Below are 16,851 nucleotides of genomic sequence, written 5' to 3'. Positions count from 1 at the left end.
TGGCCGGACAGGACGCGCGATGCCGTCAAAATGATGGGGGGTGCCTATTCTGTTTGCGGATGTGAAGCCGGGTCAATATCCAGTGACGTCCGAGAGCAGACGTGCTGGGATGCTGTTGTTCTTGATCAAGTGGTCAGAACTCGGTCGATTGCTGAACCGAAATCGAGAGGTTCAGAATTCTGAACCTCTCGTTGATGTTGGTACTCAAATCACCTTAAACAATACCTGATTGATACATAACTCATACAGTCCGGGCGGAATGTCGCCTACGCGACACCATGGGCGATTTTTTGCCGATCAGTCCGCGCCATTTGGCGCTTGGCCCGCAGAGGAATCTGGCTGTGAGCGGTCAGAGGACGTGTGATGACCGGATCGTGACACAAGCGCAGCGAGGACGGAACCCGTTCGACCCAGCGGCTCTGTTCTGCGGTTCCGGGCGGCCAAATCGGGTGCCTGCCATGTTCTTCGCGCCTGCCGGCACACCTTGACGTAGCGTCGTGAATAGAGTGAAGTTTTCCTTGCATGATGTGTCGCTTAAGACTTTGCTAACCCTGAGGGAAGGGTGCCATGACCACGACAATCGAAGATGTTGCCGACATCGATTCGGTATCCGCGCAAACCACTCGGGACGAATTGAAAGCCCTGATCGAAGCGGAATCTGCGGGACGGGACATTGGCGGCCTCGTTTTGCTATCTCCTAACCAGTCTGGTCAGATCGTACTGCCCGCGGATATCGATTATTCGCGACCCGTACTGGTCGATGGTCATATCGCCCTGATCCAGCCTGATTATTCCGTTTATGTCCTTCTTGGTGCGGCCGAACGCAACATTCAGCTAAGACTCGAAGACACGCAGGTGACCGTTCCTTCGCCGCGCGCAACCGACTATGCGACGCCCGAAAGCGAATGGAACGAGATAGGCGATGTCGAGGCTGTCGAGGTTCCCAACTCGATCGCTGGCCCGGATGCATCGATGTCCAGCGGGGCGGAGCAGCAGGTTTTCGTCAATGATCCCCTCGTGGGCATTCCGTGGCACCCGCTGTTGCCGCCGACCGAATATGTGTTTCCGTGGCGCGACGAGTGGGAACTCCATGGCAGCCGCGCAGGTCCGGCAAACATCCACATAGACCCGCTTTATCCGGACGGTGAGGCCCTGGTCATTCTTGACGAAACCGATGCGGAAGTAAGTTTCCGTCTGGCGGATTATTACACTGTTACGGCAGAGGCGGGGGCCGTTGCAGAAGAGTTTGCGACATTCACTGTCGAACTCAATGGCTTGCCCGAGGGCGCTTCGGCAAGCGCAGGAGAACTGACGCCGCAGCCCGATGGGACGCTGACCTTTACCTTTTCCGGATCTTATTCCGAATTCGAGGCGCTGGTCATAACCTTTCCGACCGACTTCTCAACGCAAAGCCGGATCGACGCACCTACAGGTATCCTTGACGGCACCATCACCGCCACCAGCATCCTCGGTGACAATGTCACTGTCCCGCTGACAGTCGAAGTGCGTCAGGAAGACGACATCACGCTTGAAGGTCCGGGCGCGCTGGCGCTGGCAGAAACCGACGCGCCGGTTGATTTCCGCCCCTCTGACGCGCTCCAGCCCGCTGCCACCGATATCGACGGGTCCGAACACATCACGGGCGTTACATTCTCGATGTCTGACCTGCCGCCCGGAACGCAGGTGTCGTATGATGGAGGCACCACCTATGTCGATGTGAATGGCAGCATCAATTTTTCCGGATCGCTGGCAGAATATGAAGACATCGTTGTCCGCTTGCCCACCGACTTCTCGACCCAGAACCCGCCCAGCACGCTGACAGGTTCCGTTTCTGCCACGACAAACGAAGATGGCGTCATATCCGGCGATTTCGATGTTGCACTGGCCTATGAGCTGGACGTCGACCTGTCTGCACCGGCGGTTCTGGAAAGCGCGGAAGACAGCTTCGACGGTGACGGGTCCGGTGTGCGTCTCGACCTTGGTATCGAAGTGCAGGCCACCGATGATGACGGATCCGAAGACAGCACTTATGTCGAGATCACGTATCAGGACGCGCCTCCGGGCATGGCCTTCAATGGCGGCACCTATGATCCGGATACGGGTGTCTGGACAGGGTCCATGGAAGAGGCTCGGGCCTTGGAGATGACTCTGCCGGGCGACTATTCCGGCACCATTACATCAACCATCCGGGCAATCAGCCCCGAAGGTGAAACCGAGACCACCCAGACCATCGAAGTCGCGCCCACAGGCGATATCGACTTCGACGTGAATGACGTGACGCGCACGGAAACCGATGCGCCGATCATCGTCAACCCGTCTGCCGTCTGGAATGTGGCGATCAGCGATTTCGACCCCGGCGAGCCGCATGAGGTGCTCGAGAACGTCACGCTGACGCTTGAAGGTGTACCGTCGGCAGTGGTCGATTCGCCGGGCATCATGTGGTTGGGCGTGCCGGATTCCACGATCACCTATGATGCTGCATCCGGGACGCTGGTGTTCTCCGGCACCGGTGCGCAGTATAACGCCCTGCGGTTGGTGTTCCCGAAAGACTTCTCGACCGAAAACCGCAGCGACGGTTTCGCCAATGGCCCGATCACCGGCGCGATCAGCGCTACGTCGAACGAAGATGAAACCGGTGGCCAGGACATCCCGTTTTCCCTGACCATCAATTCCGAGGGCGATGTCGCGATTGACGACAGCATGCCCTACGACAATCTGGTCGAGGATCAGCAACAAGACGGAAGCGCCTATCCCATCCTGCCCTCGGATCTGCTGGCACCCCGGGAAACCGATATCGACGGGTCGGAACCCCTGTCTGAACTGATCCTGGTCGTCGAAGGTCTGCCCGCGACGGATGAAAACGGCGACCCGCTCGCAGACCCCATTGACGGAAGCTACCTGTCGCTTGCTGTGGACCCGAACGCCGAGGTCGTCTTTGAAGTTGCCGCCGACGGCTCCGTGACGATGACCATCACGCTCAATGCCGACGCAATCGGCGGGGACGTGATCGAGGCCTATAACGCGATCAGCTTCGCCGTGCCGCCGGATTTCTCGACGGCCAACCGGTCTGACCTGACGAATGGTGACAAATCGCTGCCACTCAACTTTACTCTCACGGCGCGCGGCGCGGAAGAGCCCGACAGCACCATCGATCCCTTCGCCAGCTCCACCGATGGTCTCGAACAGAAGTCGCGTGAACTGGTCATCGAGTTTGAAGAGGACATCGACCTGGCCGCGCCCGAACAGATCGAGGTTCCTGAGGATGGCGGTCCGCTAAGTCAGGACGGGACGACCATCAGGCTGGGTCAATTCGCCGTGACGGCGGACGACATCGCGGCCGGGAACACCGGCATAGAAATCGTAATCGGCGATATTGACGGTTCGGAAACCGATGTTCCGGGCAGCGATTTTTCCGCCGTCGTGACAATTGCCTTTTCGCGTGCCTTGCCGGATGGAACCACCTTCAGCAGCAACGGAGCAGACGTCACCGACAGTTATGATCCGGCGACCCTCACCTGGACGGGGACTGTCGACGAGGCGAACTGGCTGGTGATGGATTTTGCCCCGGATGTGAACGGCACGGTTGAAAGCACCATCACCGTCACGACCCTGGAAGGTCAGGAGGTTACCAATCAAACCCTCCGGATCGAACCGACACCGGATGCCATGGTTGTTGGTGATGTGGTGACGACCGAAACCGACGCGCCGCTGGAGATCCTGTTCTCCGATTATCTGCAGTTTACCGATCCGGATTCCAACGAAACGGTAGAAAGCGCCACGGTTACCATTCCGGGCCTTCCGGCGGGTACCACAACGAACGTCGGACCGGATGCGATCAGCGGCCCAGATGGCGATGGCCTTTACACCTTCACGTACAATTATCCGGGTGATGCCATCGCGCCGGGGGATGTCACCTTGACCTTCCCGCAGGATTTTTCCACGGACAGCACGGTCAATCCTCCACCCGGCGAATTCACCGCCGACGTCCACCTGGTCATCAACCCGAATACGGGCGAGCCCAATGTCGAGGCGGACAGCACTTTCACCATCACGATCCACGACGAAGGCGACCCGCTGGTCGAAGACGGCACGATAGCGCTTGCCGAAACCGACGCGCCGGTGACGTTCAAGCCCAGTGATACCGGCTCCGGCGGCGTGTTGCCCGAAGCGACGGATATCGACGGCTCGGAATCCATCGTCTCCATCGACCTGACCTTCAACGATTTTCCGGATGGCACGCGCTATGCGATCACGACGGGCACGCCCGTGGAAGGCGATTTCGCGGCTCTGCCTGCCGGCGGGCTGACCGGCATTTCGCTCGCAGATTACCAGGACCTCACCATCGAGCTGCCTACGGACTATTCCACTGAAAGCCCGGCCGCCGATCCGCTGCCTTCCATCACCATCACCGCGACCACGGATGAAGGCGACGAGACCACCAACACCGATACAGGTACGTTGACTATATCGCTGACCGCCGAAGGCGATCTGCCGGAGATTGACGATTTCACCCGTGAACTGGCCGAGAATGACCCGCCGGATGTAGATGACAGCGACGACACCACGACGGCGCCGATCCAGTTCAAAATCGCGGAATCGCTTGAAGCACCCGAACCGAGCGACGCAGACGGATCGGAATCCATAGAAATCGTGCGTATCGACGTATCGGGTCTGCCGGATGGCGCTATGCTGTCGCTCGACAATGCAGTCACCTTCGAGCCGATCACCAACGGCACCCGTGACTTTACCCTGGAAGAATACAACCAGATGGTCATCCGGCTGCCGGATGATTTCTCGACCGGGGATACGGATATCACGGGTACGGTGACCTTCATTACCGACGAAGATCAGGATTGGGACACCGATACGCCCGAAGACGGCCAGACCACATCGAACTTCGCCATCACGGTCACGCCCGAAGCCGACATCGCGATAACGACCGAAGACATCACGCAGGTCGAGGACTATGTGACCGATCCGCCCGATGGCGACGGCCAGACGATACCGCTCAATATCGACGTTGCTGTTGTCGATATCGATGGGTCAGAAACGCTGCAGACCGTCACGCTGACCTTTGACGGGTTGCCGACGAATGGCGACACGATCCTGTCGGATGGGACCAACACCTACACGCTTGATCCCGCCAACAACACCATCGAATTCACCGGAACGGCCGCGGACATTGCCCTTCTGAACCAACTGGCCATCGAAACACTGCCGACCCATTTCTCCGGTCGCATTGTTGTCACTGTCGATGCGGTCTCGGACGAAGGCGATCCGGCTTCAGCCAGCTTCAACGTCGATATCACGCCCGATGCGGAACCCGTGATCGAGCTGTCCGTGGCCGACAACCCCGCCGTGACCGAGATCGACAATGGCGACGCAGATGTCGATAATTTCATCGTCAAGGAAGACAACAGCTTCGTGCTGACCTTCGACGCCTCTACCCCGGATCAGGACGGCTCGGAATCCCTCACCCAGATCGTCATCGAAAACATCCCTGAAGGCTGGGCAGGGGCCGATGGTGATGTGTCGGGCCTGCTCACAAGCACGACGGACATAGCTTCGGCCACGCTGTCCGGCACGACGATCACGATAATTCTGGCCGCCGGTGTGACCAGCGTCAGCGCGGGCATCACCCTGACCCCGCTGGAAAACGACGACCGCGACGTTGCCACGCTCCTCGACGGCGGTGAAATCACCGCGACCGTCACATCTGTTGACGACGCCGACAGCATCCCGGACACCGATACCGACACGGCCAGTGACATCGTCGATATGGACGTGGACGCGGTGATCGATCCGGCGTCGGGCACCGCCGACGCGGTCAACAGCACTGAAAATATCGAGGGGCGCCGCAACGTTTCGCTGAATTTCACCGATATCGCGCTGAGCGACAATGACGGCTCTGAAGTCATCACGACAATGGGTTTAACCATCGGTGTCGATACGGCCTCGGATGATTTCGATCCGGCCAATACCGATGACATGGCACTGATTGTCCCGTCCGGGAACGAAGGTTTCATTACCATTGACGGGCCAAGTGATAACGGCAACGAAACGGTTACATACCAGATTACCCGACCTGATGGGGTTTCCGACGCTGATTTCACCACTGCACTGGAAAGCCTGCAACTGTCCTTCCCGCAGCATTTCAGTGGCGTCGCCGACATTTCGGGCACGCTGGACTGGACCGAGACGACAACTCCGGACATCTATCCCGGCGATGTTGAAAACGACGACACCGACAACTCGTCGAATGGCAGCTTCACCACCACCGTCACAGTGGCTGCCGTGGCCGAAGCACAGCTGGAGTCCAACGTCTTCGTCTTGAACGATAACGAAGTGGCATCGGATAGCCCGACAAGCGTCGATGCGTCGGTCAAGGACAATACTGTCTCGATCAGCGATATCCTGACCCTTCTGGAAAGCACTGATGACGGGTCGAGTGACGCAGGGCAGGTGCAACTGTTCGTCGGCATCTCCGCCTCAACGCCGGACGATGACGGTTCGGAGCAGCTTGGCACGGTTGTCATCAGCAACATCCCGACCGCGTGGATTGCAGCGCATGTCGATCCGGGCACTGGTGATGTCAGTCGCGACGCGTTCTTCGCCCGCGACGGGTTGACTGCGATCAGTGATGAACAGTGGAACAAGGTGGACATCGCGAATTACGATAGCGGCACCGGTGTTCTGACATTGACATTTGTCGGTGACGAGACGTCGTTCGACGGCGCCCTCCAGCTGACCCCGTCGCTTTACGAAGACTATGACGTCAACCGCAGCGAGGATTATCCCGAGAACACCGGGTTCACCGCCGACGGCGATTTCTGGGACGCCGATCTGACCGTCGAAGTCACCACGGTCGATAACACGACGAACACCGCCGGATCGGAACTGACGGACGATGGCACCGCCAGCGCGGAATTCGACGTCGATGTGGACCCTGTCAACAACTTCGCGGATATCGCACCGCCCGAAAATGGCGTCGAAGGTGAAATCGACGCCGCCGAAGGCACATGGCAGTTTTCACTTGATCCGATCAAGAACGACACGGATGAATCCGAGCAGGTTACGGCCGTAGTGCTGCGGAATGTGCCGAACTTCATGACCGTATATGTGCGCTCTGACGTCAATGATCCCGACAGTCCCATGGTCCCGGCACTGATTTCGACAATCGGGCGGGTACCAGACCCCGAGACCGGCCTGATTTACAACGTCTGGAGTCTTGAGAGCAATCAGTGGGAGGATATCGAACTACGCAACATACCGGAGCATTTCTCGGGTAATGCCGTTGGCAGCGTCGATATTGTTACCACCGAAACCGATGGTGGCGGCACACGCGTGACATCGCTCAATGTCGACCTGTATATCGAGCCGACAACAGACGGCGGCGATCCGTCAGAGAACGCCGAAACCTTTGAAGACACGGCCGTCAAGGTTCTGATCGATGGCAATCTGATCGATAACAGTAACAATTCGCCCGGCTCGCCAGAAGCCATCCAGTACCCGATCACCCTGACGATCCTCAACGGCGATGAATTCGCGGATCAGGGCCCGATTTTCTACGATGGTGATCCCGGCAATGGCGGGACCAAAATTGTCCCGGAGGCTGACGGTTCCTACATCCTGACGGAGGAACAAGTTCAGAATCTGTGGATCTTGCCGCGGCAGGACAGCAACGAGACGCTGACGCTCGACGTCGAAGTCACCTACTACGAGACAACCGACCCCCCTGTACCGCCTGATAACGAACCAATCTATTCGGAACTGGTCACCAACACTGGCACGATCACCATCGATGTCACAGGTATCGCCGACCCGGCCGATCTGGGCGCGCAGGAAGACGATCCGACCGTTGCGGGCAGTTCCATCGACGAAGGCGACGTGAATGCCGATTTCACTGGCGGGACGGGCTACGACTTCACAAAGCTTTACGGTTATGCCGGGTACTATGGTGGCGCGGGCTTTGCGCTCGACCAACGTCTGAGCGACGCGACTCTACAAACCGCATTGCCGGACACACGTGACGATTCGATCTTCGACACCGCCGATCCCCTGACCGGCGTCATGACCGAGATCCAGGACGCAGACGGCTTCGACGGCTCGGAAACGCTCTACTTCATCATCGACGGTGTACCCGAAGGCGCTTTCCTGATCGGGGCGCAACAGATCGACGACGCCGGTTCGACCTATCTGGTTACAGAATCGCAGCTTGGCTCGATTACCTTCCTTGCTCCCGACGTGTCCGAAGTCACGTTCTATGACCTGATGCTCTACGGTATCGTCTATGAAAACGACCAGGAGATCATCGAGCTGACCGGTGACAACATCACCGAAAACCTAGACGCAATCGATACGCAGCCCGGCGGGTCTGTGACGGAACAACCCTTTACCGTGGTCGTGCTGCCCGATCCGGAGGGCGACGATCTCGACTGTTCTCCAATCGATGCGCCTGACCTGACCTTTGTCGGACCGGACTCGACGCTGGAGGACGAAGGCATCGTCCTCAAGCCGACGCTGACGCCGGGGGGAGATTACGAAACGCTCAACGACCTGTTCAACCTGCCGCCTGACGCGGAGGGCGATCCGCGTTCAGGCAGCGTGACTGTCTCGATCTCCCTGCCGTCCGGCGCAACCATTTCCAGCGACCCGCCGGGCGCGGTCTATCTTGACCCGACGACCGGGCAATGGGTGATCGACATCGCGAAACTGGGTGTCGACCCGTCCGACCCGACGACAACGCTGGGTACCATCACCATCACCCCGCCGCCGCATCAGTCCAGCCCCGCCAACCCGTTTAATCCCGCCGACACCATCGGCCCCAACGATACCTATGACAGCCTGAACGACATCCAGTTCTCGATGACGGTCAACAATGTCGGCTGCGGAACCATCACGACGACCCCTTCGTCTTTCGATATCAACATCATTCCCGTCGCCGACGGTCCGGTGATCACTTTCAGCGGGGACAATACCGTCAAGGAAGACACGGAATACGATCTGGGTCTGGCCCTCGACAACAGCGTCATGGATGTCGCCGGCGGCATGGATGGTGGCGAGATCCTGATCGGTGATGTCACGATCACGATTTCCAGCGAGGCGGGGGGCGGCACGCTGTTCCTCGCCGATGGCACCGAGGTCATAGCCGACAGCACCGACGCGACCTCCAGCACCTTTACCGTTTCACCTGACGACCTTGCGGGGCTGAAACTGCTGCCCCCGGAAAATTTCGGCGGCGATTACATGACCATCGAGGTCACTGCCACGACCGAAGATATCAATGGCGACACCGCGTCGAACACCGCGTCGAAACAGATCTATGTCGATGCGGTTGCGGATATACCAACGGTCGTCATCGACGATTCACAGGGCGATCCGGATACCGGCCTTCCCTATATTGAGGTGAGTAACGGAACACCCCTGCTCCAAATCATCGAAGATATCCCGTTCAACACCTTTCCGGCGGTCCAGATCTTCAGCCCCGATCAGGATGGTTCGGAAGCCGTTTCGATCACGATCAACATGCAGGACAACTACGATCAGGGTTTGCGGCTGGTGGGGCCATCGGGCAGCGGGTTTGTCGACAACGGCGACGGAACCTATACGATTTCCGAGAGCGCCTTCGAGGATGTCAGCATCTATCTGCTGCCTGAACACGCTCGAACACCGGATGAAATCAACACGGGCATCCCCGATCAGTTCGAACTGACGCTCAGTATCCAGTCCTTGGAAACCGATTTCATTAACGGGTTGGAAGACCAATCAGACAACACGGCTGATTTTGAACAAGATTTTGTTATCCGTGTACGCCCTGACGCCGACGTGCCAACACTGACCGCCTTCGAGGCTACGCCTGATACCGGCGTCGAAGACGATCCGGACGGTGTAATCCTGACCCTGTCCGGCACCACGCCCGACCCGCATGAAGAAATGCGTTTCGAGATTACCCTGCCGGCAGAGGGCGGTACAATCTATCTCGACGGTGTGGCACTCACACCCGACGGCGATGGTGTCGTGACCATACCCTCCAGCGGCACAGGCGGTCCGGGCGTTTTCTTTACTCCCATTGGAACCGTTACTTATGTGCCGCCCGAAGATTTCGGGGGCGACGTGTCCTTGTCGGCCGTCGCTGTGTCCATCGACTCCACCGCGCCCGAATCTCTCTATCTCGATGAAGAGCCTTCCGAACCCGTCCAGCTTGATCTGACCATCACCCCGACCGCCGACCTTGAATTCAGTGTCGACAATGATGCGGTCGCGTTGACGGAAACGGATGACGCGCTGGTTTACACGCCGAGCAACGATATCACGGTCGATGTGACGGATACGGACGGGTCAGAGGTGGCTGAGGTCACCTATACCCTGACCGGTGTGCCCGACGGGACCACCTGGACTTCGGACGCGGGCTCCGGCACTGCGACGGGTGGCACACTGACCTATACCGGCACGGGGGACGATTTCGAGACTCTCACCATCACCTTCCCCGCCGATTTCGCCACCAACGACACGCCGATCAGCGGCACCGTGGATGTGACCACGAATGAAGGCGGCACAGGAAGCGGCAGCTTCACCATCGACATTGAAGGTGAGTTGGACGTTGAGGTCACGCTCGCGCAAGATCCGATCGTCGTCACGAATGCCCCCGGCCGCGAGGTGGTCGAGTTCGGCATAGATGCCGCCATCGTTCCGACGGACACCAATGAATGGGAAACGCTGGAAGAAGTCGTGATCGATTTCAGCCAGGCTTTGCCGGCGGGTACGACCGCACCGGAAGGCGGCACGTTGAATGACGAACGCACGCAACTAACACTACAGCGCAACGGTATGGACCCGGTGGCCTTCGCCGCGATGGTCGCTGCGTTGTCCGTATCTATCCCTCTCGACCTGGCCGAGGACTTCACGGCTACGATTACCGTCACGACGAACCATGGCGAAGCGACGCCCGTCCCTGTCGAGGTACAGTTCGTGGACCCGGTCGAAGGGTTTTCAACTTTCGCAATGGCCAGCCCGGCGGCCGCGTCGACCTTGCCCGAAGGTGAACCGGCGACGATGTCCTTCACTGTCGATGAACAACCCGAGCCGGAAGATCCTGCCCCAGCCGATGACGAGGTGCAGGTGCTTGATGTGCAGCAAGACGACGCATCGCAGACTCCTCGCACCGAGATCACCCGCGATGCCGATGATCCCACCATCGCAAGAGGCACCGAAGGCGATGATGTGGTGATCGTGGACAACTCGGACAGCTTCGATGGTATCGAGATGTTCGAGCTGCTTGGCGGTGATGATCTGATCGACCTCAGCGTGGCTGATCGTGGCTTTGCCGTCGATGGCGGTGCGGGCAATGACACGATCATCGGCAGCGCCTATGCCGATACGCTGACCGGCGGGGAAGGGGCCGATACCTTCGTCGTGGCCGGTCTGACAATGACCGATGTCATTACCGATTATGAAGGTCCGGACAGCGAAGGTGGCGGCGACAAGATTGATCTGTCCGCGCTCGTCCAGCTTGCGGAGGACGGGGACTTGTCCGACCATGTCGGCTATGACAATGGCAGCGGGTCACTGAATGTGGACGGGGATGAAGTTGCGCAAGTGGCATCTGTCGATGGCGGATTTGCAGATCAGGTGCAGGTCATATTCGAAGACGCTAGCGGCCAGCAGGCCAGCGCGATCGTATGACAAGAGTGCAGCACCGGTGTACGTACAGTGTACGGTCGGTGTACACATGTCACCGCTCGCGTAACGCTTCCATTCGCGCCTTGCGGAAAGGTTTGAGAAGGTAGTCCAGCACTGTATGCTCGCCAGTCATGATATCGACCTGCGCGACCATACCGGGCTTGATTTCAAAGGTTTTTCCGGCACGGCTCAACTCGTTGCTGGATGTCTCAACCACGATAGGAAAGTAAATCTCTTCCGTCGCCTCATCCTGTTCCGCATCCGCGCCGACCCGAACCACCGTCCCGTCCAACGCTCCATAGATCGTGAAGTCAAACGAGGTCAATTTGACCTTCGCGGGCAGGTCCGCGCGCACGAACGCGATATCTTCCGGGCGGACCCGCGCATCGACCTGAAGTCGTTCATCATCAGGCACGATACGCAGCACTTCTTCGCCCGGTGCAATGACGGAACCTATTGTATTGACGTTTAAAAGGGACACTACGCCATCGACGGGTGCGCGCAAGTCGGCGCGGTCCACAACGTCTCGTGCCCGCTTGATCGACTCCTCGACAACCGCCAGTTCGTTAAGCGCAGCAGAACGTTCTGTGCTGATCTCGGTCTGCCGCGTAAGATCCAGTTCGACCAGCCGCGCCTGTGCTTCGTCCAGTGCGGTGCGCGCGCGCTCCAACTGGCTGGCAAAGCTGTCACGTTCACGCCGGGCGGCACTTCGTTCCCGCTCCAGCGGCAATAACTGTGCACGAGACACCACGCCACTTGAAGAGCGCAACTCTATCTCTTCATCCAGCAGGGCAAGGCTTTGGTCGATCTGCGGAAGGGTAGCCTCTAGTTCCGTAATCTCTTGTTCGCGCTGCCGAATTTGAGATTCAAGAACCGCCCGTTGACCACGATAAGACGCCCGCCTTGTCTCGAACAGCGCGGATTCTCTTTGCGCTTGCGGTGAGCTCGGATCAATCTCGCTCGCGGAAAAATCCAGCGCATCCGCATTGTTGGCCTCAGCGTTCAGGCGGATGGCTTGTGCGGTCAGCGCAGCGCGCTTTGCGTTCAGTTCCCCGAGGCTCGCCGACGATCCGGTGTCATCGATCACGACAAGAGACTGCCCCGCCGTCACGAACGCGCCCTCCTGAACGTTGATCGCGCGCACAATGCCGCCTTCCAGGCTTTCGACGCTCCGCGCGCGCCCCGTGGGGACAACACGCCCTTCGGCTCTGGCGACCTCCTCGATCCGCGCCCACGACGCCCATGCGATCCCCGATGCGATCATAGCCAGCAGAACCAACAGAAAAAGCGTCATCAAGGGCGATGCGCGTCCCAATTCGGAAGCGCGCCGTCCTTGAGAAAAATCGCGAAGATCCCAATTGTTGGTGTTCACTCGGCCGATCCCCGATTTCCCGCCAAACTGGCCAAGACGTTGGCCTTGGGTCCATCCTGCACCACCTTGCCGCCATCCAGCAATATCACGCGATCACACAGCGCAAGCAGCCCCATGCGGTGGGTCGAGATAATCAGCGTCATCGGCCTTTCCATCATCGCGCGTGTGACGCTTTGGATGAACAGCTTTTCACTTTGCTGGTCCATTGCGCTGGTAGGCTCATCAAGGATCAGGACTCTCGGTCGCGTAAGCAATGCGCGGGCAAGGGCAATCAGCTGCCTTTGGCCGCCCGACAGGTTCCTGCCGCGTTCACTGATTTGCATGGCAAAGCCGTCGGGATGCTTGGCAGCAATCCGATCCACGCCTGAAATACGGGCGGCATGCAGCACGTCTTCACCGGTCGCGTGCGGTGCGCCAAACGCGATGTTCTCAGCAAGTGTACCTGAGAAGAGGACCGGATCTTGCGTTACCAGTTGTACATCGCGCCGCATCCGCGCGGCCCCCAGTTGCGCGATGTTCAATCCGTCGAGCAGCACTAGCCCGTCGGTTGGTGCAAACAGCCCGGCGAGTATTCGGGCTAAACTGGTCTTTCCCGCACCGATGGGACCAATAAGGGCGACGCGTTCATTGCCTGCGATGTTCAGTGAAATATCCTGCAACGATGCCACCTGCGACTGCGGATATTGCAAACTGACACGCTGAAGGGTGTAGCCGCCTTGGTCAATTTCGGCATTGATCTGCCCGGTGTCACCACTGTCCGATGGCAGCGACATGATCTGGTTCAGGCTTTTCAGCGTCGAGAAGGCGAAACTGGCCCGAACGAACAGGCTCGCGAGCATTGCAGTGGGGGCCAGCGCACGCCCGGACAGGATCATGGCAGCGATGACCGCGCCCATGGTTAACTGTCCTTCCAGCGCCAGATAGACGCCGATGATGACGATCCCGATTGACGATAATTGCTGAGCCAGCCCCGTGACGGTGGTCGCGAACAAGGCAAGGCGACGACTTTTTTCATTCGACTTGGCACTTTCTGCGACCTGATGTTCCCAGCGCGATTGCATGCGCCCTTGGCCCGCTATCGCTTTCAACGCTTCCAATTCGCTGATCGCCTCAACCGCCACGGCGTTCTTCTGCCCTTGGGTTTGCCGCGATTGATTGGATGCCGTGCGCAGTGGCCACAGGATTACAACGCCCATAACCAGGACCAGCCCCAGTGCAATCGCCGGCGGAAGGGCGAGCGGCCCACCGATATAGGCAATGACCGCGATGAACAGCACCGTGAAGCACAGATCGGTCAGTGTGGCGACAGTTTGCGAGGAAAAGAAATCCCGCACCTGTTCGTAGTCTTTCAGGGTGTTCATCAACGTGCCGGATGCCATTGTGCGGCTTTCCAATTTCAGATCGGCCACATGGCGGAAAATCTCGGCCGATACTGCCTGATCAACCTGACGTCCGGCCCGATCCACCACCGCGGAACGCAACCACTTCAACAACGCGTCAAAAACCAGTGCGATCGTGACGCCCGTCACCAAGGACCAAAGGGTCGTGATTGCGGCATTAGGAAAGACGCGGTCATAGACGTTCATCGTGAAGATGGGTACCACCAGTGCAAGCAGGTTAATCAGCGCCGAGGCGACGACAACCTGCGCATAGTCCGGCCAGAATTTTGTCGCGACCCCCCAGTACCAATGGCGCTTGGAGGAAGCCGGATCGGCCGTCGTGGTCTTAGTGATCGACTCGACGCGCAGCAGGAGCGCGTGACCCGCATAGGCCTCCGTCAGTTCGTTTGTGGGGATGTCTAGCGGATCGGTGGACCGTGTCGGCCAGATTACCTGTGCCTTGCCAGCCGACACCCCCGTCAACACGCAAGCGTCCCGACCGTTCAGGAACAGGACGCATGGGAAAACAGCATCTGGCAAATCGGACAGCTTACGGCGTGTCAGGCGTGCGCGAAATCCATGCCGTTGAGCTGCCGTGCAGGCGAGGGCAGGGGTCAGGCGACCATCAACCGGCAGGGCCTGACCCGCTAGCAGCGTATCTACCCCAATTTCTCGTCCGGCCAACCGCATCGCTTCCACCAGGGCCGCAGCGAGCGGATCAGGAACCCCGGTCGCGAAGTCCCATTTTTGCTTGGTCCGCGCGACCGTGGCAGGCGCGACGCGGGCCTTGTCTCCTTCCTGTGCCGGTTTACGGCCTTCCGACGCTATGATCTTTCTTTCATGGTGCTTTCGGATCAAATGTGCACGGCCTAGTTGTCGACGGATTTACGCCAGTCGCGGTAAGAAGAGGCATCGAAATGTGTATTGGCGTTCGTCGTTCCGACCGCTGGCGCACCAGAGCGCTCGCCCGCATAGGGATTTGCATCCTCCGGAGGCTGTATCCCCAGTGTCGGTAGCAGTGTGCCGGTCGCTGCGAGCAGGCGATACTTCACATAGCGTTCGAACGAGCGCGCGTTCACAAGGTTTGCTTCAGCCTGAAACAGTGAATTCTGCGTATTCAGGATGTCCAGCAGAGACCGCGCGCCGACCTGGTATTCGTTCTGGTAGGTTTCCCGCAATTCACGTGCCAGCGCCGCCTGCTTTTCAACGACCGCGCGGCGGCGCTCGGCTGATCGCATGCTGGCCCAGCTATGGCGCACCTCCTTTTCGACGACGCGTGTACGGCGCAGCAGGTCGGCGCGGGTTTCGCTGATCCGGCGAACCTGTTCCTGCCGCTCGGCCTTCTTGCGGCCGCCTTGGAATTCGTAGCGCATGACCAGACCGATCTTGGCGTCGCGGACAGCGCCTTCGAACCCGTTGACGTCCTCGCCACCCAGAACATCGGCTTCCAGATCAATGGTCGGGTATTTGTTCGCGGCGGCGACACGCGCCATGGCCTCGGATGTCCCGACGTCTGCTTGGCTAAAGCGGATGGACGGGTTGCGGCGGCGGGCAATACCAAGCGCTTGGTCAAGCGAGCCGGGGATGGCAGATGCCACTCCGGGCATAGCGGCGAGCGATGATGGCTCCACGCCGACAATGGCAAGGAAATTGTCCTCGATGTCCTGCAAGTCCAACTCAAAGCTTAGCAGCGTGTCCTCTGCCAGATATAGCCGTTCCTCGGCCTGCTGGATGTCGCCCACCGGAACAACGCCGCCTTCGAAGCCGCCTTCAAGCCGGTCGTAGACCGCGCGATGATAGTCGACATTGCGCTGACCAAGCGCAACCAGTTCCTGGCTGCGTAATACGTCAGCATAAAGCCGGATGGCTTCCAGCGACAGGAATTCGGACCGCTCAAGCACGCGGAGCGCCGCGGCATCGACACGGAAAGCCTGCCGCTCGATTTCGGAGCGTGTTTCGTATCCGTCAAAAATCTTCTGCGTCATACGACCCCGTACCTGATAGCCGGTGATCGCGTCGTCAGCGGCTGTCAGATCGGATGTCGTGCTGCCGTCATTGATACTGGCACCGGTCCATGCCTCCAGTTCGAAACGCGGCATGTTGAACGCACGGGCCTGGTCGAGTTCGAACTCGATGGCTTGCTTGTTTGCCTCGGCCGCCTTGATTTCGGGGTTGGTTTCAAGGACGTAGAAAATCGCGTCTTCCAGATTTAGCGCGGAGGACGGTCCCGCCCAAGAGAACATGAAGGCCGCGGCGAGTGTTGTTACGTTAGACCGGAACATCATTCCTCCCTGGAAGGCTGAACATCTATGGCAAAACTACACCATGAGTTAACCTTGGGTAACAGAAAACATCGACTCCGGGAATGAACTGTGTCCATATTGCCATTGAATTGGCACAGTTAGCGGCAAAGGGAGCTGG

Annotated in this window: 4 protein-coding genes; 1 reads left to right on the top strand and 3 read right to left on the bottom strand. The window is 58.9% G+C overall.

Translation table 11 applies throughout. The features are described 5' to 3' along the window. Positions 1-567: 567 nt before the first annotated feature. Positions 568-11,682 carry a calcium-binding protein gene (locus FPZ52_RS18280; RefSeq protein WP_146367030.1) on the top strand — a complete coding sequence of 3,705 codons (11,115 nt, stop codon included), beginning with the start codon at positions 568-570 and terminating at the stop codon, positions 11,680-11,682. 49 nt (positions 11,683-11,731) lie between these two features. On the opposite strand, the gene FPZ52_RS18275 is transcribed toward FPZ52_RS18280, so the two are convergent. The 3 genes from FPZ52_RS18275 to FPZ52_RS18265 all read right to left on the bottom strand — a co-directional run bounded on the left by FPZ52_RS18275 (position 11,732) and on the right by FPZ52_RS18265 (position 16,712). Continuing rightward, a complete protein-coding gene (locus FPZ52_RS18275; protein WP_146367029.1) occupies positions 11,732-12,973 on the bottom strand; it encodes an HlyD family type I secretion periplasmic adaptor subunit in 1,242 nt (413 codons plus the stop codon). 74 nt (positions 12,974-13,047) lie between these two features. Next, complete coding sequence (locus tag FPZ52_RS18270) at positions 13,048-15,288, bottom strand: type I secretion system permease/ATPase (protein ID WP_240804519.1); 2,241 nt, start codon at positions 15,286-15,288, stop codon at positions 13,048-13,050. An 11-nt stretch (positions 15,289-15,299) separates the two neighbouring features. Continuing rightward, positions 15,300-16,712 (bottom strand): TolC family outer membrane protein, encoded by a 1,413-nt coding sequence (locus FPZ52_RS18265; RefSeq protein ID WP_146367146.1) that lies wholly within the window; start codon positions 16,710-16,712, stop codon positions 15,300-15,302. Positions 16,713-16,851: the final 139 nt, after the last annotated feature.

The organism is Qingshengfaniella alkalisoli (assembly GCF_007855645.1).
Taxonomy (GTDB): domain Bacteria; phylum Pseudomonadota; class Alphaproteobacteria; order Rhodobacterales; family Rhodobacteraceae; genus Qingshengfaniella; species Qingshengfaniella alkalisoli.
The sequence above is the reverse complement of the archived record's forward strand: the minus strand, read 5'-3'. Positions and strand labels throughout refer to the sequence as shown.